Source organism: Mycolicibacterium pyrenivorans (genome assembly GCF_025821625.1).
In the GTDB taxonomy this organism is placed as follows: domain Bacteria; phylum Actinomycetota; class Actinomycetes; order Mycobacteriales; family Mycobacteriaceae; genus Mycobacterium; species Mycobacterium pyrenivorans.
Genome location: NZ_JACKSH010000237.1, coordinates 142,570 through 163,017 on the forward strand (window position 1 = coordinate 142,570; position 20,448 = coordinate 163,017).

Sequence of the window (20,448 nt, forward strand, 5' to 3'; positions counted from 1 at the left end):
CACAGCGGGCACATTACGCGACCTCGTCGGTGACCGAGCCCGGAGCGCTCAGATTGGTGGAGTCATCGGGAGTTTTCGCGGATTCGTCGCCTGCCGCCGGTGTCCGGGTGTCCCACCAGTTCTCCGGTTCGTGCGCCGCCCACCCGGTGATCGCCTCCAGTGCGGCGGCCAGCGACACCAGCAGCGGCTCGCTGTGCGCCGGGCCCATCAGCTGGATTCCGATGGGCAGCCCGTCGGAGGTGAATCCGGCGGGCACGTTGATCGACGGCCAGCCGAGAAGATTCCACGGCCACGTCGCCGGGCAGGCGCGGATCATGGCGCGGTCGGTGGCCAGTCCTCCGAGGTGGTCGAACGCGTCGACCTTCGGGGGCGGCTGGGCGGTCGTCGGCGCGATCACGACGTCGGCCAGGTTGAAGACCCACCCGATCCGCCGGTGCGACGCCGCCTCGTGGGCGCGGGCCTTGCGCAGCACGTGCTGCGACAGCAGTCGGCCCGTCCGCACGTTGGACAGGGTGCGGTTGTCCCACGTCACGCCGTGGCCCAGCCGTTCGACCCACTCCGGGATCCCCGCGGTGGAACGAGCCAGGAAGTTCCACGACATGCGCAGGTCGTAGTCGGGATCGGCCGCGATCACGGTGTGGCCGAGTTGTTCGAGCTGTCCGGCGACCCTCTCCAGCGCCGCGTGGATCTCGGGGTGCAGGCTCGCCCGGAACAGGGTGAACGGGAACTTCGTGGACAGTGCGACCCGCAGCGGTCCCGGAGCGCGGGACACATAGTCCGACGCCTGGATCGGCGGCGGTTTGTGCAGGTCGCCGGGGGCGTTGCCCGATGCGGCGTCGAGCACCAGCGCCGCGTCGGCCACCGTGCGGGCCAGCACGCCGTTGACGGTGATGCCGTTGAACGCCTCGGCCAGCGGCCAGGTCGAGATGCGCCCTCGCTGCGGCTTGATGCCGACCAGGTGTGTCCACGCCGCCGGGATGCGGACGCTGCCCGCGCCGTCGGAACCGATCGCGGCCGCGACCAGACCCGCCGCGACCGCGGCCGCGCTGCCGCCCGAGGAGCCGCCCGGGGTGTGCTCGGCCGACCACGGGTTGCGGGTGTGCCCGAACGCGGGCCCGCTGGTGAACGGCCACTGGCCCAGCTCGCAGGTGTTGGTCTTGCCGACGATCACCGCACCGGCGGCGCGCAGCCGTCGCACCACCTCGGCGTCGGCCTCGGCGACCCGCACGTGGCCGCCGGCGCCGAACCGGGTGGGCACCCCGGCGACGTCGACGTCGTCCTTGACCGCGATCGGGATGCCCAGCAGCGGGAACTTCGAAATATCCTGACCCGCCTCGCGTTTGCGATCCGCGGCGGCCGCGTCGGCGATGGCCTGGTCGGTGAGGACCACCCGGAACGCGTTGAGAGTTTCCTGGCTCGCCTCGATGGCCGCCAGCGAGGTGCGCACCAGTTCGCTGGATGTGGACGCGCCACTGGCCAGCTGATACAGCTGGTAGGTCAGGGTGGGGAACCGGGGGGCGGATCGACCGCGGCGGGCAGGTGTTGGGGCCATCACTTACGAGAGTATCGGCGCTGCGGACCGGTTTTCGTCGGTTGGCAGTGCGACACTGGCCGAATGCGTCTGTACCGGGACCGAGCGGTGGTGTTGCGCCAGCACAAGCTCGGCGAAGCCGACCGCATCGTGACCCTGCTCACGCGCGATCACGGCCTGGTGCGGGCGGTGGCCAAAGGGGTGCGGCGAACCCGCAGCAAGTTCGGGGCGAGGCTGGAACCGTTCGCGCACATCGATGTTCAGCTGCACCCGGGCCGCAATCTCGACATCGTCACCCAGGTCCAGGCGATCGACGCGTTCGCCTCCGACATCGTCTGCGACTACGGCCGCTACACCTGCGCCTGCGCGGTGCTCGAGACCGCCGAGCGGCTCGCCGGGGAGGAGCGCGCCCCGGCCCCCGCGCTGCACCGGTTGACCGTGGCGGCGCTGCGCGCGGTGGCCGACGGCAATCGCCCCCGCGAACTGGTCCTGGACGCCTACCTGCTGCGCGCGATGGGGATCACCGGGTGGGCGCCGTCGCTGACCGAATGCGCGCGGTGCGCCACCCCCGGCCCGCACCGGGCGTTCCACGTCGCGGCCGGCGGAAGTGTGTGCGTGCACTGCCGGCCGTCCGGGTCGGTGACCCCGCCCCAGGGTGTGCTGGAGCTGATGGCCGCGCTCTACGAGGGCGACTGGGAACACGCGCAGGGGTCCTCGTCGCAGCACCGCAGCCAGGCCAGCGGGTTGGTCGCCGCGCACCTGCAGTGGCACCTGGAACGACAGCTGCGGACGTTGCCGCTGGTCGAGCGTGTGTACCGGGTGGATCGCGCCGTCACCGAGCATGGCGTTCAGCTGAGGGGCAGGGGCATCGGGCAGGATATGGCGCATGGCAACGAAGCGGACGGGGAAGAACCGCTACCCGCAGCTGCCCCCGGCGCCTGAGGATTACCCCACCTTCCCGGACGAGTCGGACTGGCCGGTCGTCTTCCCGGAACTCCCGCAGCGCACCAACGGCAAATTCGCCCGCCCACCGCAGCACACGTCGAAGGCCGCCGCACCGCAGATTCCGGCGGACCAGGTGCCCCAACACGTCGCGGTGGTGATGGACGGCAACGGCCGGTGGGCCACCCAGCGCGGACTGGGGCGCACCGAGGGACACAAGATGGGCGAGGCGGTGCTCATCGATATCACCTGCGGTGCCATCGAGATCGGCGTCAAGCACCTGACCGTGTACGCGTTCTCCACCGAGAACTGGAAGCGCAGCACCGAGGAGGTCCGGTTCCTGATGGGCTTCAACCGGGATGTGGTGCGACGCCGCCGGGAGAACCTCAACGACATGGGCGTGCGGATGCGCTGGGTCGGCTCCAGGCCCCGGATGTGGCGCAGCGTCATCAAAGAGTTCGACATCGCCGAGCAGATGACGGTCGACAACGACGTCATCACGATCAACTACTGCGTGAACTACGGCGGGCGCACCGAGATCGTCGAGGCGGCCCGCGAGCTCGCCCAGCAGGCCGTCGACGGCAAGATCACCCCAAGCCGGATCACGGAGGCGACGTTCGCCAAGCACCTGCACCGCTCCGACATTCCCGACGTCGACCTGTTCATCCGCACGTCGGGGGAGCAGCGGGCGAGTAACTTCCTGCTGTGGCAGGCGGCCTACGCCGAGTACGTCTTCCAGGACAAGCTGTGGCCCGACTACGACCGCCGCGACCTGTGGGCCGCGTGCGAGGAGTACGTCAACCGCAACCGGCGCTTCGGCAGAGCCGAATGATGTGCCTGAGCGGCAGAGCCGAATGATGTGCCTGAGCGGCAGAGCCGAATGATGTGCCTGAGCGGCAGAGCGTAGAGAGGCCGGGAACCGATGGACCTCTCGGAGCGACTCCCCGCTGTTCTCGAGGCGATCCTGCCCGTGCAGCGCGAGGACGACGGTGCGCTGACGGTGCAGCACGACGACACGTTCGCGTCGCTGCGCGTCGTCACCATCGCCGAGGACCTCGACCTGGTGTCGCTCACCCAGGTTCTGGCCTGGGATCTGCCGCTGGACAGCAAGATTCGCGCCAAGGTCGCCAAGCACGCGCACGACACCCTGCTGGGCACGGTGTCGCTGGTGGAGAAGATCGCGACCGGCACGGGCAGGTCCAAGAAGACCGGCGACGTGCTGCTGCGCTACAACTTCCCGGCCGCGGGCCTCACCGACGACGCGCTGAGCACGCTGATCCTGATGGTGCTGGCCACCGGTGCCGATGTGCGGCGGGCGCTGGTCGCCTGATCACCGGGCCCCGGCGTTAGGGTCACGGGTATGCGTATAGCGGTCGTCGTCATCGGCGTTTTGGTCGCGCTCTTCGGTCTCCTGTTCATGTTTCAGGGACTCGGGGCGGTGCAAGGAAGCCCGATGAGCAACACCACCACGTGGTCGGTCCTCGGGCCGATCATCGCGATCGTCGGCGTCGTGATCGCGTTCGCCGGCTGGCGGGGCCTGCGGCGACGTTAGTTGTCCGACGAGCACCGACTGCAGACGCCAAAGATCTCGATGGTGTGGCTGACGTCGGAGAACCCGTGTTCGCGGGCGACCTCGGCGGCCCACTTCTCGACCTGACCGCCCTGGATCTCGATGGTCGAACCGCACGTCCGGCACACCAGATGATGGTGGTGATGTTCCGAGCAGCGCCGGTACACCGATTCGCCGGTGTCGGTGCGCAGCGTGTCGACGACGCCGGCCGCAGCCATCTGCTGCAATGTCCGGTACACGGTGGTCAGTCCGATGCCTTCACCGCGGCGGCGTAGTTCGTCGTGCAACTCCTGGGCGGAGCGGAACTCGTCGAGGTTCTCGAGCAGTGCGGAGATGGCGGCGCGCTGCCGCGTCGCGCGGACGGTGCCTTTCACCGCCCGTCGGCCCCGTCCTCGGCGGCATGGGTGACGGCGGCGACGACGATGTCCGCCAGATGATGATCCACCAAGCGGTACAACACTTCCCGGCCCGAGCGTGCCCCGTCGACCACGCCTGCCGCCTTCAGGATCCGCAGGTGTTGGCTGACCAGCGGCTGCGGCACGTCCAGTGCGTCCACCAGTTCGTGGACGCACCTCGCTTCTTCGCGCAGCTGCAGCACGATGGCGATGCGCACCGGTGCGGCCAGCGCGCGCAGCAGATCACCCGACCTGTCGAGAACCTCGCGCGGCGGCATCTCGGGCAGCGGCGCCGCACTGTGCTGGTGGGCCGAGTCCGTCGGCACCGTTCTGGAAACGATTTTCATTAGGGTTCACGGTACATGCGCGATCGTGCATGTCAAACGGGTCGCCCGCGAGGACCCGCGGTCCAACGTCGCTACGCTGTTGCACCGTGGCTCCGTCTTCCTCGATCATCGACACCGTTGCAAACCTGGCCAAACGCCGCGGGCTGGTGTTCCAGTCCGGCGAGATCTACGGCGGGACCAAGTCGGCCTGGGATTACGGGCCGCTCGGTGTCGAGCTCAAGGAGAACATCAAGCGGCAGTGGTGGCGGTCGGTCGTGACGGCTCGGGATGATGTCGTGGGCCTGGACTCCGCCATCATCCTGCCGCGTGAGGTGTGGGTGGCCTCCGGGCACGTCGAGGTGTTCAACGACCCGCTGGTCGAGTGCCTGAACTGCCACAAGAGGCACCGCCAGGACCACATGCAGGAGCACTACTTCGAAAAAGGCGGAGCGAAGAAGGGCTTCTCCAGCCCCGACTCGGTGCCGATGTCCGACATCGTTTGCCCGGACTGCGGCACCAAGGGCCAGTGGACCGAGCCCCGCGACTTCAACATGATGCTCAAGACCCACCTCGGCCCGATCGAGACCGAGGAGGGGCTGCACTACCTGCGGCCCGAGACCGCGCAGGGCATCTTCGTCAACTTCGCCAACGTGGTCACGACCGCGCGCAAGAAGCCGCCGTTCGGGATCGGGCAGATCGGCAAGAGTTTCCGCAACGAGATCACCCCGGGCAACTTCATCTTCCGGACGCGGGAGTTCGAGCAGATGGAGATGGAGTTTTTCGTCGAACCGTCGACGGCCAAGGAATGGCACCAGTACTGGATCGACACCCGGCTGTCCTGGTACGTCGACCTCGGTATCGACGCCGACAACCTCCGGCTCTACGAGCACCCGAAGGACAAGCTGTCGCACTACTCCGACCGCACCGTCGACATCGAGTACAAGTTCGGCTTCGCCGGCAACCCGTGGGGTGAGCTCGAGGGTGTCGCCAACCGCACGGACTTCGACTTGTCCACACACTCACAGCATTCCGGGGTCGACCTGTCCTTCTACGATCAGGCCACCGAGACGCGCTATGTGCCCTACGTCATCGAACCGGCAGCCGGACTGACCCGCTCGCTGATGGCGTTTCTGGTCGATGCCTACACCGAGGACGAGGCGCCGAACGCCAAGGGCGGCGTGGACAAGCGCACCGTGCTCAAGCTCGATCCCCGGCTGGCGCCGGTCAAGGCGGCGGTGCTGCCGTTGTCGCGGCACGCCGACCTGTCGCCGAAGGCCCGCGACCTGGCCGCCGTGCTGCGCAAGTCGTGGAACGTCGAGTTCGACGACGCCGGGGCCATCGGCAGGCGTTACCGCCGCCAGGATGAGATCGGCACGCCGTTCTGCGTGACGCTGGACTTCGACTCCCTCGAAGACGACGCGGTCACCGTGCGCGAACGCGACGCGATGACCCAGGAGCGGGTGTCGATCTCGCAGGTGCCGGACTACCTGGCCGTGCGCCTCAAGGGCTGCTGAGCGGGGCGGCTCAGAAGCGGCCGCCGCCGCCGAACATCCCGCCGCCGCCTCCGCCGGACCCGCCGAAGGAACCCGAGCCGAAGCCACCGCCACCGAAACCGCCGCGGAACGCGCCGCCCAGGACGTTGCCGATCAGAATCCCGCCGATCATCGCGCCCATGTTGCCGCCACCGCCACCGCCGCCGTAGCGACCCATGTACGCCTGCTGGGCCTGCTGGACGTCCTGGTTGGCCAGCCGTTGCGCCTCCGCGGCCAGCATCGCCGCACCGTTGGCGTGCGCGATCGCCTCGGACGGATTCGAGGTGCGCTTGGAGTCGGCGGCGCCGATCTGGCGGACGGCCTCGGCCAGCCGGGTGCGGGCCTCCGGGCCGACGCTTCCCCGGCGGGTGTCGATGAAGTCCGACACCGACCGCACCCGCGACCGCGCCACGAACAGCGCCTCCTCGAGGGCACGGTTCAACCGCTCGGCGGCCTCGCGCTGCTGCTCGACGGCCGCCAGCAGGCGGTCGAGGTCCGCGTCGGCCTGGGTCAGCCGGGTGAAGGCGCCGAGCGGGTCGGTGCCGCCGGCTCTTTGGGCCTCGGCGACCGCCGCGGCGGCCTTGTCGCGGGCGGCCGCGAGCTCGGCGGCCTTGGGGGTGTCACCGCGGGCCAGGAACTCGGCGGCCTGTCGGATGCCGGACTGAATATCCTCGATGGACGCCGGCAGCCGCGCGGCCGCACGCCTGATGTCGCTCGCGGCGCTGTCGACCGAATCCAGCAGCGAGGTGGCCTGCCCCAACGCCGATTCCGCGGCGTGCACGGAGTCGACCAGCTCGGTCTGCTTGCCGGCCACCGGGCGGGCGGCCAGCTCGCGGCCCCTGGTGATGTTCTGGTCGGCGAACGTCAGCAGCTCGCGGGCCGCGTCGACGTTGCCCGCCACCGAAGCCAGCGCGGCGGCGTCGAACTCGGTGTGCAGTTCGGCCAACTTCTGTTGGGACGGTTCGATCCGGGCGGTGATGTCGACGACGCGCCGGGTCAGGCCGTCCAGCCGTGACGGTGCGTTGAGCACGAGGTCGCGCAGGTTCTCGAACGCCTCGGTCTGCGCGTCCAGCTCGCGGTCGGCCTTGGCGGCGGCGACGATGACGCGGGTCAGCAGGTCACGTCGCTGGGCAGGCGTCTCCGGGATCGCGTCGTCGAGCTGCTGGCGCACGTTGAACGCCTGGGCCAGGGTCTGTTTGGCGTGCTCGACGGCGCGGGTGAACGGTTCGGTCTGCTGTGCCCCGAATTCGTCCACCGCCCAGGCGAGTTCGTTGCTACTCGTGCGGACCGCGTTGTCGACCTCGACGACGATCGACCTGGACAGCTCGTCGAGGGCGTCCACCGACACCGACGCCAGTGCCTTGGGATCACTCGGGTCGACGCGCCGCGCGGCGGCGATCTCGGCGGCGCGACGCTTGCTGCGGCGGCGCTTGCTCCACAGCCAGAGAATGAGCGCGGCCAGGGCGAGCACGCCGAGCGCGATCAGCAGCCCGCCCCAGGACATCCCGGCGCGGGGCGCGGCCGCGTTGTTCAGCCCGTCGGCGGCGGCCACCGCGGCGGCGGCCCAGTCGTTGTCCCGCAGCGCGGGTTCCACTTCGGTGCGCCGAACCTCGTCGACTTCCGAGGCGGTGACGTTCGGCACCGAGGAGGGCACCTGGAGGGCGTACGCGCGGTCGACCGTCGCGACCGCGAGCAGTGCGTCGTAGCTTCCGAGATCGCTGATCTGCATGGTGCTGCGCGCCCAGTTCACCGCGCCCTGCCCCGAGAAGCCCTCCACGAAAACCACCCACAGCCGGATCTTGCGGTCCTCGTAGAGGCGACCCACCGCCGACTCCACCTCACCGAGCTGCGACGCGGTCAGCGCGCCTGCCTGATCGGTGACGTAGCCGGGCAACCGCAGCGGTGGTTCGGTGCCTGCCGCGGGGGCAAGGAGAACGCCGGCGGTCAGCAGGGTGGTCAACAGTGCCAAGGGCAGGCCGAGCACTCGCGTGATGCGCATGGTCGTCAATGTAGTGCCGCGCACAGCCGGACCTCCCGGGACCGGCGAACAGTCCTGGCAGACTGTGCCTCGGTGAATGCGAAAAGGCAGGACAGCTACAGCGAGTTCGACCGCCAGCGTCTGGTGGTCGAGCCGCCGAAGAGTGCCGCGTTGCCGGGCACGGCCGCCGAGCACCGCACCGACTTCGCACGCGATCGCGCGCGTGTCCTGCACTCCGCGGCGCTGCGTCGGCTGGCGGACAAGACCCAGGTGGTCGGTCCGGGGCAGAGCGAGACGCCCCGCACCCGGCTGACCCACTCGCTGGAGGTGGCCCAGATCGGCCGGGGGATGGCGGTCGGGTTGGGCGCCGACTCCGACCTGGTCGACCTGGCGGGGTTGGCGCACGACATCGGCCATCCGCCGTACGGTCACAACGGGGAGCGGGCACTCAACCAACTCGCCGACGGGTGCGGCGGGTTCGAGGGCAATGCGCAGAACTTCCGCATCCTGACGCGGCTGGAACCCAAAGTGCTTGACACACAGGCAGACGAGCCGCGCAGCGCGGGACTGAACCTGACGCGTGCCGCGCTGGACGCGGTGACGAAGTATCCCTGGTACCGGCCACCGGAGGGCGGCAAGTTCGGCTTCTACGCCGACGACGCGGCAGCCGCGGCGTGGGTGCGCGGCGATGCGCCCGACCGCAGGCCCTGCCTGGAGGCCCAGATCATGGACTGGGCCGACGACGTCGCCTATTCGGTGCACGACGTCGAGGACGGCGTGACCTCCGGACGCATCGACCTTCGGGTGCTCGCCGACGACGACGCGGTGGGTGCGCTCGGCCGGCTGGGGCAGTCGCACGGGATGGGCGGCGGCCTGGCGGCGGCGGACCTGATCGAGGCGGCCGAGCGGCTGTCGATGCTGCCTGCGGTGGCCGCGGTCGGGAAGTATGACGCCACGCTGTCGGCGTCGGTGGCGTTGAAGACGATGACCAGTGAGCTGGTGGGCCGGTTCGCGTCGTCGGCGATCGCAGCCACCCGCAATGTGGCCGGGCCGGGCCGGTTGGTGCGCTACAGCGCCAACCTGGAGGTGCCCACCGTGGTCCGCGCGGAGGTGGCGGTGCTGAAAATCCTCGCGCTGCAGTTCATCATGTCCGATCCGCGGCACCTGGATCTGCAGGCGCGGCAGCGCGACCGGATCGACGAGGCGGTGCAGTTCATCCTGGCGGGTGCGCCGGCGACGCTGGATCCGCTGTTCGTCCCGGACTTCAACGCCGCCGCCGATGACGGCGCCCGGCTGCGGGTGGTGATCGACCAGGTCGCGTCGTTCACCGAAGGGCGCCTTGAGCGCCTCGAACCCGCGTAACCGCCGTCGCCGCGGGCTCTAGACTGGCCGCGTGGCAGGCGACGGGTCTCGGGGGCGGGGGAGAATCCCCGATCGCGACATCGCCGCCATCCGCGAGAAGGTGAACATCGAGGATCTCGTCGGTGAGTACGTGCAGCTGCGCCGCGCGGGGGCGGATTCGCTCAAGGGCCTGTGCCCGTTCCACGACGAGAAGTCGCCGTCGTTCCACGTCCGGCCCAACCACGGGCATTTCCACTGCTTCGGTTGCGGGGAGGGCGGCGACGCCTACGCGTTCCTGCAGAAGATCGAGCACGTCAGCTTCGTCGAGGCGGTGGAGCTGCTCGCCGACCGCGTCGGCTACACCGTCACCTATACCGGCTCCTCGACCGCCAACGTGCAACGCGACCGGGGCAGCCGCAGCAGGCTGCTGGCCGCCAACGTCGCCGCCCAGGAGTTCTACGCAGCGGCGCTGCAGTCCGAGGAGGCGGCTCCGGCCCGCCAGTACCTGATCGAACGCAACTTCGACGCGGAGGCCGCCGCACGGTTCGGTTGCGGCTTCGCGCCGTCGGGGTGGGATTCGCTGACAAAACACTTGCTGCGCAAGGGGTTCGAGTTCAAGGAGCTCGAGGCGGCCGGGCTGTCCCGGGAGGGGCGTCGCGGCCCCATGGACCGTTTCCACCGCCGGCTGCTGTGGCCGATCAGGGCCAGCGGCGGCGAGGTCATCGGGTTCGGCGCCCGGCGGATCTTCGACGACGACCAGATGGAAGCCAAGTACGTCAACACCCCCGAGACGGTGTTGTACAAGAAGTCCGCCGTGCTGTTCGGCCTCGACCTGGCGAGGCGCGACATCGCCAAGGCGCACCGCGCCGTCGTCGTCGAGGGGTACACCGACGTGATGGCCATGCACCTGGCCGGCGAGGCGACGGCCGTGGCGTCCTGCGGCACCGCGTTCGGCGACGGGCACCTGGCGCTGCTGCGGCGGCTGATGATGGACGACAACTGGTACCGCGGCGAGCTGATCTTCGTGTTCGACGGCGACGCGGCCGGGCAGGCGGCGGCGCTGAAGGCGTTCGACGGTGACCAGCAGGTGGCCGGAAAGTCTTTTGTGGCAATCGCTTCCGACGGCATGGATCCGTGCGATCTGCGGTTGAAGTCCGGCGACGGCGCGCTGCGGGATCTGGTGGCGCGCCGCATCCCGATGTTCGAGTTCGCGATCCGCAGCCTGATCCCCGCCGGCGATGTGCTGGACAACGACCCGCAGGCGCAGGTCGACGCGCTGCGCCGGTGCGTGCCACTGGTCGCCCGAATCAGGGACTACGCGCTGCGCGACGAGTACGCGCGGCGGCTGGCCGGGTGGACGGGGTGGCGCGACGAAGGTCAGGTGCTGTCCCGGGTGCGCGAAGAGGCAGGCAAGCGAGGGCTGCCGGACCGCCGCCGCCGCGGCGCCCAGGCCGAGAAGCCCTCTCCGCAGGGCGCCGGTGCGGCGACACCGCCCGCGCCCGCCCGGCCCGACCCCGCCGATCCGACGTTGTGGCCGCAGCGCGAGGCGCTCAAGTCGGCGCTGCAGTACCCTGCGCTGGCGGGGCCGGTGTTCGACTCGCTGGCGGCAGAGAGCTTCACCCATCCCGGCTACGCGGCTGTTCGGGCGGCGATCGAAGCCGCGGGCGGCACCTCGTCGGGGATGACCGGGGCGCAGTGGATCGAGGCCGTGCGTGAGCAGACCGCCTCGCCGGCGGCCGCCACCCTGGTCAACGAACTGGGTGTGGACGCGATCAACGCCGACGACGAGAGGTTGCCGCGGTACATCGGCGGCGTGCTGGCCCGGCTGCAGGAGGTGTGGATCGGCCGCCAGATCGCCGAGGTGAAGTCGAAGCTGCAGCGGATGTCGCCGGTCGAGCAGGGTGACGAGTACCACGCGTTGTTCGGTGACCTGGTGGCGATGGAGAGCTACCGGCGCAGCCTGCTCGAACAGGCGAGTGGCGACGACCTGACTGCATGAATCGGCCCGCCGGGTTATGGTGTGTACTGCTAACCGTCGGGGAGAAGGCGAGCGGGAGATGTCTGTGCACAACATCCGGGCCAATGGATCGCGGCTGATCGCTGGGGCCTTCGCGGCCGCAGCCGTCGCGGTTCCGCTCTACGTGTCCCTGACCAGCACCGATGCCGCCCCGCAGGTGACTGCGGGCCCCGCGTGCCTGGCCTGGTTCGGCAACAAGGAGGACGGCAACTGCCTGTCGTACTCCAACGGCTCACCCGTATCGGTCGGGACGCCCCAGGTCGGCCTGAACGGCGACGGTTTCGGAGTCGGGATCCCGTTTGAAACCGGGCCGCTGCTGCCCGGCACCACCATCACTCGCGGTATCGGCTAGCGGGCTTTCTTCGCCATCTGCTCCGGCTCGAGGACATCGGTGCCGGGGTCTATCGGCGTGAGTTCGACCATGCTCGGGTCGGGGGACACCCGGTCGGCGATCTTGCGCCGGCCGGCGTCGATCACCGCCTTGGCCGCCGGGCTGCCCGTGACCGCGCGATAAGTCCCCGCGAGCTGTTCGTAGCGCTGCCTGCCTGCCTTCGTGCCCAGCACGTAGCCGATAGCTGCAACGGCGACATACCCGATCACAGGGCTCCTCCCGATGTCTCGTGCGCGACGATGTGTCGGTGTCCATCCTGCCTCACCGCGGGCACCACGCGCGCGCCCGGGCGCGCATTGGCACCCCGAAGCGGACGTAGGCTAAAGTGCTCTCTGGCCCGCGGCGCACTGTCCGCGGGAGGGCAATCCCCTGTAGCTCAATTGGCAGAGCATTCGGCTGTTAACCGAAGGGTTGCTGGTTCGAGTCCAGCCGGGGGAGCAAGAGTCTTTCACTGGTAGAGGGCATTTCGCTCTCACCTGACACCATCGGGATCGGCAATCTGTACGCACCTGCTCTCGGCCCGTGCGATCAGCGCCAGGACACGGGGGGTCAGCCCTGGGTCGGCACCCTGACATCGGTCGAGCGATTTCGGCGGCTCGTCGATGTCGTCGCCGAGTTCGTAGTCGATGTCGAGCAGGCTGAGTGCGTCCCTGTCGCCCTGGATGCATCTGATCAGTCGCTCGAGATCGCACCAGTGCTCGTGCATGCACCGCGCCATCGCGCTTTCGCCGACGGAACCGGTCACCGGGATGGGCTCTTCCAGCGCGCCGTCCCTGAACCGCGCGAGTGTGACGTCGCTGAACCCGTACCCCGGATCGTCATCGGGCACCTCGGTGAGCACGTGGACGACACCGACCCCCTCGATTGGTATCTCAGCGTGCCGCCGTCGCGCTTCTTCTTCGTAGCTAGAACCAGCTATTCGGGAGATATCACGGTCTAGGAGAGGATAAATCATTCTTCTCACCTGCATGAAACCATCTTAGTGAGCGTCACCGACAGATCCGTCGTTCATTTGCTGCCGCCGAGTTTCATGCGCACGCCAGGCTCGGGTGATCGGTCAATCCGCCGTCGTGCGGTGCGCTCTTCTTGCGGAAACCGTTGGTGTTGCAGGATTCGGCAGGCACTATCGCGGCATGGCTGCCACCCACACACCCGACGACCTGCCCTCGCCCGACGACTTCCGAAGGAAAATGGCCCACGTCGACCGCGAGTTCGCGGACGCCCGCCGGTACCTGTCGGCGTTGTGCGCCGAAGACAACGAAGGTCTCTATGCGTTGATGGCGGAGATCTACCGCAGCGGACGGGCCATGAAGGTCTTGGCGGCGATGGCGGTACAGGCCCTCGACTTCGCCGAGTTGTCCGCGGACCGCCTCGGCGGCGATGTCCAGCAGTGGCTCCACGAGTCGGTGATGGCCCAGGACACCGCCGAGAACGACCGGGACCAAAGCGAGCTGGGCGGCGAGGGATGACCGTCAGCGACTACACCTGACCGATAGCGGCTGGGCGGCTCGCGACGGCACGACACTAGTCTGGCGGCATGCGATTTTCGCGTCTCCCGCCGGCGGTGGTGACGATGGCCGCGATCACCGCGGGCTGCGGTTGGAGCCCGTCCGGTCCGGCGCCGACGAGCACCGCCGACTGCGGACCCGGTCCCGCTCCCGACGCGGTCACCGCCGAGTTCGCGCTGCTGCCGCCCGGGGCGTGGCGGGACACCTCCCGGGGCAGCACGCCGGACTGCCGACTGCACTGGGTCATCGTCGCCTCCGGCGATGCGCCCGACAGCCCGCAGCAGGTGCTGTTCTTCGACGGGGGAGAGCCCGTCGGATCACCGACCCCGGAACCGCGGACCTACATCACGGTCACCGCGCAGGGGAACCACACCGCCAACGTGCAGTACCAATGGCTCCAGGATGGGGATCAGGCGTGCTGCCCGACCGGCATCGGCTCGGCCCGGGTCACGCTCGAAGACGGCAGGCTCACCGTGCTGGACGCGATCCCCGGCCCCTGACACCGCGCTGACGTCAGATGGCGCCCGCGCTGGTGGCGTCCTGCTGAGCGTGTTCGTCGGCGTCCGGGATGTGCTCGGGGTGCAGCATCTCCGCGTAGCGCAACTGCTCGGGAATCCCGAACCCGTCGACCAGCAGTTCGGCGTGCGGGCGTAACCGCCTGCACCGGTCGTTGATTCCGCGGGTGACGGCCTTGGCGCGTTCGGTCGACAGGAAGCGGTGTTCGACGAACCAGGCTTTGTCCTCTTCGATCACCGTCAGCGCATACAGGTCGCAGACCAGGCCGAGGATCTCGCGGGCCTCCTGCCCTTCAACAGACGCGGACTCGCAGGCGTCGATGCCTGCGACGAACGCCTCCAGGATGATGCGGTCGATGTGTGCCTGCGCGGTGTGCAGCACGTGGTCCTGCACCGAGTTGAACGCGTCGAAGGGCGACATCTCCTTGGACTTGCCCTGCAGCCTGCGCGCGACCGAGGCCAGCATGTACTCCTCGCGGTCCTCGAACATCTTGACCTGGGTGCCGCGGTTGAACAGGGACCCCTCTTCCTCGTTGTCCTCCCGCGTATCGAGGATGGTCTGCATGATCGTCTGCGCCGCAGTGCGTTTCAGCACCCGCTCGCCTGCGAAGTTGGCGGCGAAGCGCACCCACTCGACGGGGCTCATGCCCTTGATGTCGTCGGCGTAGGCGGTCAGCAGTTCCTTGGCCACCAACTGTGTGAGCACGTGGTTGTCACCCTCGAACGTGGTGAACACGTCGGTGTCGGCCTTCAACGCGATCAGTCGGTTCTCGGCCAGGTAGCCCGCGCCGCCGCAGGCCTCACGGGCTTCCTGGATGGCGCGGGTCGCGTGCCAGGTGTTGGCGGCCTTGAGGCCGGCGGCGCGCGATTCGAGTTCGCGCTGTTCCTCGGCGTCCGGGCTGTCGGAGGTCTGCAGTTCGTGGCACTTGGCCACCAACTCGTTCTGGGCGAACTGCAACGCATACGACTTGGCGATCAACGGGAACAGCCGGCGCTGATGCACCAGGTAGTCCATGATCAGCACTTCCTGCTCGTCGCCGGGCGCCTCGAACTGCCTGCGCTCCAACGCATATCGCGTCGCGATGTCGAGTGCCACCCGCGCTGCTGCCGCTGCGCTGCCGCCGACGGTGACCCGGCCGCGGATGAGCGTTCCCAGCATGGTGAAGAACCGGCGGCCCACGTTCTCGATCGGCGAGGTGTAGGTGCCGTCGGGTGCGACGTCGGCGTACTTGTTCAGCAGGTTCTCCCGCGGCACCCGGACCTGGTCGAACTGGATCCGGCCGTTGTCGACCCCGGGCAGCCCGCCCTTGTAGTGGCAGTCCGACGTCGTCACGCCCGGCAGGTCGTTGCCCTCGTCGTCGCGGATCGGCACCACCAGGCAGTGCACGCCGTGCTTCTCGCCGTCGGGGGTGATCAGCTGTGCGAACACCGCTGCCACGCGGGCGGTCTCGGCGGCGCCGCCGATGTAGTCCTTGCGCGACGTGCGGGTGGGGGAGTCGATCACGAACTCCTGGGTGGCCGGATCATAGGTCGCCGTCGTCTCGAGTGCCTGAACGTCGCTGCCGTGCCCGGTCTCGGTCATGGCGAAGCAGCCCAGCAGGTCCAGATCGATGATCCGCTGCACGTAGGCCTCGTGGTGGCGCTCGGTGCCGAGGTTCTCGATCGCGCCGCCGAACAGACCCCACTGCACGCCGGCCTTGACCATCAGCGACAGGTCGCTCATGGCGAGCATCTCGATGCGCGTCACCGCGGCACCGACGTCGCCGTTGCCGCCGTGGTCTTTCTTGAAGCCGTCTTCGGCCGCGCCGTTGGCCGCCATGATCTTCATCTGCTCGGCGACCTTGGTCCGGGCGATGACGGTGTTCGGTGTGTAGTGCGGTCTGAAGATCTCGTTGGACAGTTCCTGGCGTACGGCGTTCTTGACGTCGCGCCAGCGGCCGTCGAGGGCGTTGCGTAGGTGCTCCGCAGTGGTGGTCATATCCGAACGGTAGCCCGCGGCACCCGCGCGGAAACTGTGACTGTGCAAACCGAGGTGAACCTTATCGCGACGCCGGGAATCGGCGGGGGTTGAATCAACTGCATGACCGAGCCTGATTCGCCGGCGGCGGCCGGCCTGCCGCACCAGATCGACCATCGACATGCGGATGTATCCGGAGGCTGGTTGCGCGCGGCGACCTTCGGGGCGATGGACGGACTGGTCAGCAACACCGCCCTCATCGCTGGCGTCGCGGCCGGCGCGGACTCGGACGCCGTCGTGCTCGCCGGTGTCGCGGGCCTGCTCGCCGGGGCGTTCTCGATGGCGTTGGGCGAGTACACGTCGGTCAGGACGGCCAACGAACAGGTCGACGCCGAGGTGCACGTCGAGCGGCGGGCCTTCCTCAAGCATCCCCAGGCCGAGCGTGCGGAGTTGGTGGCGATGTTGGTCGACATGGGCATGACGGAGGACACCGCCGCCAGGGCCACCGACGAGATCCACCGTGACGAGGCCCAGGCGCTGAACTTCCATCTCGTCCAGGAACTCGGCGTGGACCCGAACGAGAAACCGTCGCCGTGGGTTGCGGCTGGCTCGTCGTTCCTGATGTTCGCGATCGGCGCGATCATCCCGCTGATTCCCTACCTGCTGGGCTTTGCGTCGCTGTGGGCCGGGCTGGCATTCGGCGGTGTCGGCCTGATGCTGGCAGGTGGGGTCGCGGCCCGGTTCACGCGAAAGCCGCTCTGGCTTGGTTCGGTTCGGCAACTGGCGTTCGGCGCGGTCGCCATCGGCGCGACCTATCTCGTCGGATTGCTCATCGGCACGACGGTGACGTGAGGGTGATCGGGCGCGGAAAACCACTGCCCGCGTCGTCAAACGCGCCGGATCCGCTCCACGTCACCGCGGGTCGGGCGCGGCGTCTTTGATCAGGCGGCGCATCACGACGACGGCCTCGGTGAGGCACTCCCGTTCCGCGTCGCTCAACTGCTCCAGGTACGGGTCGATCGCCGCACCGCGATCCAGGCGGGCTTGACGCAGCGCCGCGACGCCGTCGGGGGTGATCCGGATCAGCACGGCGCGGGCATCCTGCGGGTCGGAGGTGCGGGTCACCATGCCGGCGTCCTCGAGTCGGCGGACCTGGGTGGTCATCGTGGGTTGGGAACAGTGGTCGAGTGCGGCCAGGTCAGAGATGCGCGCCTCGCCCTGGTCCTCGATGGTGGACAGCAGGCGGGCCTGGGCGAACGGGATCGGCTTCCGGACGCGCTGGTTGGCCAGCCGGTTGATCCGGGCCACCACCGAGAGCAGGTCTGCGCCGAGCGTCGAGGACATGGACACCATGGTTGCCTAGGCTTGCTATGCATATCAACCGTGCTGGTCGGCACCGGCGAGGTGGGACGGGCGCCGACGACTGGCAGAATCAGAAGATGACCACGGCCGGCCCGGAGAGAGCCCCTCGACGGACTGGTTCGCTCCAACCGGTCGAACTCGCGCAAGCGGCCGTGATCGCCGCACTGTGTGCGGCGATCGCGATCATCAGCGTCGTGGTCCCGTTCGCCGCGGGACTGTCCCTGCTCGGCACGGTCCCGATGGGCCTGCTCGCCTATCGGTACCGGCTACGGGTGCTGATCGCCGCGACCGTCGCCGGCGGGCTGATCGCCTTCCTCATCGCCGGCATGGGCGGGTTCATGACCGTCGTCAACTGCGCCTACATCGGCGGGCTGACCGGCATCGTCAAACGGCGGGGCCGCGGCACCACCACGGTCATCGCCTCTGCGCTCGTCGCCGGTGCGCTGTTCGGCGCGGCTACCGTCGTCGCACTGGCGATCCTGAGCCGGCTGCGAAACCTGATCTTCGAATCGGTCACCGCCAACGTCTCCGGTACGGCCGCGATCCTGGCGCGCATCCCCGGGATGGAGGGTGCGGCCGAGAGGCTCAAACAGGACTTTGTGACCGCGCTGGACTACTGGCCGTATCTGTTCTTCGCCGCCGGGGTGTTCAGCATCTTGTGGGTCAGCCTGCTCGGGTGGTGGGCGTTGTCGCGGGTGATGGCTCGGCTGCTCGGCGTGCCTGACGTGCACAAGCTGGAGTCGTCGACGGATGACGGCCCGGTCGCGCCGGTTCCCTTGCAGCTCAAGGACGTCCGGTTCCGCTACCCCAAAGCCGACGATGACGCGCTCGGGCCGCTGTCGATGGCGGTGCGCCCCGGGGAGCACCTGGCGGTGACGGGCGCCAACGGCTCGGGCAAGACGACGCTGATGCTGGTCCTCTCGGGTCGCGAACCTACCGCGGGAACCGTGGAGCGTCCCGGTGCGGTCGGGCTGGGCAAGCTCGGTGGCACCGCGGTCGTGATGCAGCACCCCGAGAGCCAGGTGCTGGGCACCCGGGTCGCCGACGACGTCGTCTGGGGTCTGCCGCCGGGGACGGCGACCGACGTGGGCCAACTGCTCTCCGAGGTGGGCCTCGACGGGATGGGCGAGCGGGACACCGGCGGCCTCTCGGGCGGTGAGCTGCAGCGGTTGGCGGTGGCCGCGGCGCTGGCCCGGGAGCCGTCACTGCTGATCGCCGACGAGGTCACCAGCATGGTCGACCAGGACGGTCGGGAGGCCCTGATGTCGGTGCTGTCCGGGCTGACCCGGCGCCACCGCACCTCGCTGGTGCACATCACGCACTACAACGACGAGGCGGACGCAGCCGACCGCACCGTCAACCTGACGGGTAACGGGGCCGCCGCAGACACCGAGGCGGGCGGGGAGATGGTCGAGACCGCCGACGCGCCGACGGCCACCATCCACGCGGTCGACGGTCGTCGTGGTGCGCCTGTTCTCGAACTCAACGGCGTCTGCCACGAGTACGGCAGCGGAACCCCTTGGGCGAAGACCGCATTGAGCGATATCGATTTCGCCGTCCACGAGGGTGACGGCGTGCTGATCCACGGCCTCAACGGGTCGGGCAAGTCCACCCTGGCGTGGATCATGGCAGGCCTGACGGTGCCCACCGCCGGTAGCTGCCTGCTCGACGGCGCGCCGGTGTCGGATCAGATCGGCGCCGTGGCCATCTCGTTCCAGGCGGCGCGACTGCAGCTGATGCGCAGCCATGTGGCGCTGGAGATCGCGTCGTCGGCCGGGTTCTCGAAATACGACCAGGCGAAGGTGACCGCCGCTCTGAACACCGTGGGCCTCGAACCGACGCTGGCCGCCCGGAGGGTCGACGAGCTCAGCGGCGGGCAGATGCGGCGCGTCGTGCTCGCGGGACTGCTCGCCCGGTCACCACGCGCGCTCATCCTCGACGAACCGCTGGCCGGCCTGGACGCCGCCTCCCAGCGGGGTCTGTTGCGGCTGCTGACAGACCTGCGTCGCCGCAACGGGCTGACCCTGGTGGTCATCTCCCACGACTTCGCCGGCCTGGAGGAACTGTGCCCGCGCACTCTGCACCTGCAGGGTGGGGTCCTGGCCGCGGCGCCGACGGCCACCGGAGGGATGTCATGACCACCGCGCCTGCGGGACGCAAGCAACGCCGAGACGTGGTGCTGCTGCGGCCGGTGCCCGGCCAGACGGTCATGCACGACCTGTGGGCGGGCTCCAAGCTGCTGATCGTCGCGGCGATCGGTGTGCTGCTGACGTTCTACCCGGGATGGGTGCCCATCGGCGCCGTCGCGCTCCTCGTCATGGCGGCGGCCAGGCTGGCGCACATCCCGCGCGGCGTCCTGCCCACCGTGCCCCGATGGTTGTGGTTCCTGCTCGCGCTCGGCGCGCTCACCGCGACGTTCGCGGGTGGCAGCCCGGTGATCTCCTTCGGCTCGGTCGACATCGGCCTGGGCGGCCTGCTCAACTTCCTGCGCATCACCGCGCTGTCGTTCGTGTTGCTCGGCCTGGGCGCCATGGTGTCGTGGACCACCAACGTCGCCGAGATCGCGCCCGCGGTGGCCAAGCTCGGCCGTCCGCTGCGCCCGCTTCGGATACCGGTCGACGACTGGGCGGTGACGGTTGCGCTGGCGCTGCGGGCTTTCCCGATGCTCATCGATGAGTTCCGGGTGCTCTACGCGGCGCGGCAGCTGCGGCCCAAGGACGTCGATGCGTCCAGGCGGGGGCGCAGGCGCCGGTGGGCCTCGGAGCTGGTCGACCTGCTGGCCGCGGCGACCACCGTCGCGTTGCGCCGCGCCGACGAGATGGGCGATGCGATCACCGCACGCGGGGGTGCCGGGCAGATCTCGGCGGCGCCGACCGGGCCCAAACGCCGCGACTGGGTGACGTTCGCCGTCGTCGCCGTGGTGTGCGGGGCCGCGTTGGCTCTCGAAATGACCGTGGCGGGGACCAGCGGCATCCGCCGCTGACCCTGCCGGCGTTCAGAGCGCGCTCACGGCGCTAGCCTTTCGGGCCACTCGTACTTCCTCGCAGCCACCGCAGCGTCGACGTCGAGGACTGCCGCTACGG

General features: G+C 69.2%; 21 protein-coding genes and 1 tRNA gene. 14 read left to right on the top strand and 8 right to left on the bottom strand.

The window, feature by feature from the left end:
• Positions 1–13 precede the first annotated feature (13 nt).
• The gene (locus H7I57_RS26030; RefSeq protein ID WP_264027097.1) at positions 14–1,552 is read right to left on the bottom strand and encodes an amidase; all 1,539 of its coding nucleotides are present in this window, start codon (positions 1,550–1,552) and stop codon (positions 14–16) included.
• A gap of 63 nt (positions 1,553–1,615) precedes the next feature.
• Between H7I57_RS26030 and recO the strand changes: the two genes are divergently transcribed.
• The 4 genes from recO to H7I57_RS26050 all read left to right on the top strand — a co-directional run bounded on the left by recO (position 1,616) and on the right by H7I57_RS26050 (position 4,025).
• Positions 1,616–2,473, top strand: a complete 858-nt coding sequence (gene recO, locus H7I57_RS26035) for a DNA repair protein RecO (RefSeq protein ID WP_264027098.1) — start codon at positions 1,616–1,618, stop codon at positions 2,471–2,473.
• Positions 2,418–3,305, top strand: a complete 888-nt coding sequence (locus H7I57_RS26040; RefSeq protein WP_264027100.1) for a decaprenyl diphosphate synthase — start codon at positions 2,418–2,420, stop codon at positions 3,303–3,305. The genes recO and H7I57_RS26040 overlap by 56 nt, the downstream gene beginning before the upstream one ends.
• 90 nt (positions 3,306–3,395) lie before the next feature.
• Positions 3,396–3,803, top strand: coding sequence for a hypothetical protein (locus tag H7I57_RS26045; protein WP_264027102.1), 408 nt, complete (start codon positions 3,396–3,398; stop codon positions 3,801–3,803).
• 30 nt (positions 3,804–3,833) lie between these two features.
• The gene (locus H7I57_RS26050) at positions 3,834–4,025 is read left to right on the top strand and encodes a hypothetical protein (RefSeq protein ID WP_264027103.1); all 192 of its coding nucleotides are present in this window, start codon (positions 3,834–3,836) and stop codon (positions 4,023–4,025) included.
• Here the strand turns inward: H7I57_RS26050 and H7I57_RS26055 are convergent.
• Together H7I57_RS26055 and H7I57_RS26060 are read right to left on the bottom strand one after the other, a co-directional pair.
• On the bottom strand, positions 4,022–4,417 hold the full coding sequence (locus H7I57_RS26055; protein WP_264027104.1) for a Fur family transcriptional regulator: 396 nt from the start codon (positions 4,415–4,417) through the stop codon (positions 4,022–4,024). The genes H7I57_RS26050 and H7I57_RS26055 overlap by 4 nt on opposite strands.
• On the bottom strand, positions 4,414–4,785 hold the full coding sequence (locus H7I57_RS26060; RefSeq protein WP_264027105.1) for an ArsR/SmtB family transcription factor: 372 nt from the start codon (positions 4,783–4,785) through the stop codon (positions 4,414–4,416). The genes H7I57_RS26055 and H7I57_RS26060 overlap by 4 nt, the downstream gene beginning before the upstream one ends.
• Positions 4,786–4,871: 86 nt before the next feature.
• On the opposite strand from H7I57_RS26060, the gene H7I57_RS26065 reads away from it, so the two are divergent.
• The gene (locus H7I57_RS26065) at positions 4,872–6,278 is read left to right on the top strand and encodes a glycine--tRNA ligase (RefSeq protein ID WP_264027106.1); all 1,407 of its coding nucleotides are present in this window, start codon (positions 4,872–4,874) and stop codon (positions 6,276–6,278) included.
• A 10-nt stretch (positions 6,279–6,288) separates the two neighbouring features.
• Here the strand turns inward: H7I57_RS26065 and H7I57_RS26070 are convergent, their stop codons facing one another.
• On the bottom strand, positions 6,289–8,295 hold the full coding sequence (locus H7I57_RS26070) for a TPM domain-containing protein (protein ID WP_264027107.1): 2,007 nt from the start codon (positions 8,293–8,295) through the stop codon (positions 6,289–6,291).
• Positions 8,296–8,367: 72 nt separating this feature from the next.
• Between H7I57_RS26070 and H7I57_RS26075 the strand changes: the two genes are divergently transcribed.
• The 3 genes from H7I57_RS26075 to H7I57_RS26085 are packed head-to-tail and all read left to right on the top strand — an operon-like array spanning position 8,368 to position 11,984.
• Positions 8,368–9,636: a deoxyguanosinetriphosphate triphosphohydrolase gene (locus tag H7I57_RS26075; RefSeq protein ID WP_264027108.1), complete on the top strand. Its 1,269-nt coding sequence runs from the start codon at positions 8,368–8,370 to the stop codon at positions 9,634–9,636.
• A 31-nt stretch (positions 9,637–9,667) separates the two neighbouring features.
• Positions 9,668–11,614 (top strand): DNA primase, encoded by a 1,947-nt coding sequence (gene dnaG, locus H7I57_RS26080; RefSeq protein ID WP_264027109.1) that lies wholly within the window; start codon positions 9,668–9,670, stop codon positions 11,612–11,614.
• 58 nt (positions 11,615–11,672) lie between these two features.
• Positions 11,673–11,984 (top strand): DUF7155 family protein, encoded by a 312-nt coding sequence (locus tag H7I57_RS26085; RefSeq protein WP_264027110.1) that lies wholly within the window; start codon positions 11,673–11,675, stop codon positions 11,982–11,984.
• Here the strand turns inward: H7I57_RS26085 and H7I57_RS26090 are convergent.
• Positions 11,981–12,232, bottom strand: coding sequence for a hypothetical protein (locus H7I57_RS26090; protein ID WP_264027111.1), 252 nt, complete (start codon positions 12,230–12,232; stop codon positions 11,981–11,983). The genes H7I57_RS26085 and H7I57_RS26090 overlap by 4 nt on opposite strands.
• A 156-nt stretch (positions 12,233–12,388) precedes the next feature.
• Here H7I57_RS26090 and H7I57_RS26095 point away from each other — a divergent pair.
• Positions 12,389–12,461: transfer RNA gene (locus H7I57_RS26095), tRNA-Asn, on the top strand.
• 34 nt (positions 12,462–12,495) lie between these two features.
• On the opposite strand, the gene H7I57_RS26100 is transcribed toward H7I57_RS26095, so the two are convergent.
• Entirely contained in the window at positions 12,496–12,864 is a 369-nt protein-coding gene (locus H7I57_RS26100; RefSeq protein WP_264027112.1) for a hypothetical protein, read from the bottom strand.
• Positions 12,865–13,156: 292 nt separating this feature from the next.
• Here H7I57_RS26100 and H7I57_RS26105 point away from each other — a divergent pair, with 292 nt between their 5' ends.
• Positions 13,157–13,492: a hypothetical protein gene (locus H7I57_RS26105; RefSeq protein ID WP_264027113.1), complete on the top strand. Its 336-nt coding sequence runs from the start codon at positions 13,157–13,159 to the stop codon at positions 13,490–13,492.
• 68 nt (positions 13,493–13,560) lie between these two features.
• Entirely contained in the window at positions 13,561–14,031 is a 471-nt protein-coding gene (locus H7I57_RS26110; protein ID WP_264027123.1) for an LppP/LprE family lipoprotein, read from the top strand.
• Between the two features lie 13 nt (positions 14,032–14,044).
• Here H7I57_RS26110 and H7I57_RS26115 read toward each other — a convergent pair whose 3' ends face one another.
• Positions 14,045–16,024 carry an acyl-CoA dehydrogenase family protein gene (locus H7I57_RS26115; protein ID WP_264027125.1) on the bottom strand — a complete coding sequence of 660 codons (1,980 nt, stop codon included), beginning with the start codon at positions 16,022–16,024 and terminating at the stop codon, positions 14,045–14,047.
• Positions 16,025–16,126: 102 nt separating this feature from the next.
• Between H7I57_RS26115 and H7I57_RS26120 the strand changes: the two genes are divergently transcribed.
• Positions 16,127–16,855: a VIT1/CCC1 transporter family protein gene (locus H7I57_RS26120; protein ID WP_264027127.1), complete on the top strand. Its 729-nt coding sequence runs from the start codon at positions 16,127–16,129 to the stop codon at positions 16,853–16,855.
• 60 nt (positions 16,856–16,915) lie between these two features.
• On the opposite strand, the gene H7I57_RS26125 is transcribed toward H7I57_RS26120, so the two are convergent.
• The gene (locus tag H7I57_RS26125) at positions 16,916–17,347 is read right to left on the bottom strand and encodes a MarR family winged helix-turn-helix transcriptional regulator (protein WP_264027128.1); all 432 of its coding nucleotides are present in this window, start codon (positions 17,345–17,347) and stop codon (positions 16,916–16,918) included.
• Positions 17,348–17,442: 95 nt separating this feature from the next.
• Between H7I57_RS26125 and H7I57_RS26130 the strand changes: the two genes are divergently transcribed.
• Complete coding sequence (locus tag H7I57_RS26130; RefSeq protein ID WP_264027129.1) at positions 17,443–19,503, top strand: DUF2232 domain-containing protein; 2,061 nt, start codon at positions 17,443–17,445, stop codon at positions 19,501–19,503.
• Entirely contained in the window at positions 19,500–20,348 is an 849-nt protein-coding gene (locus H7I57_RS26135) for a CbiQ family ECF transporter T component (RefSeq protein ID WP_264027131.1), read from the top strand. Before H7I57_RS26130 ends, H7I57_RS26135 begins: the two co-directional genes overlap by 4 nt.
• The last annotated feature ends 100 nt before the right edge of the window (positions 20,349–20,448 follow it).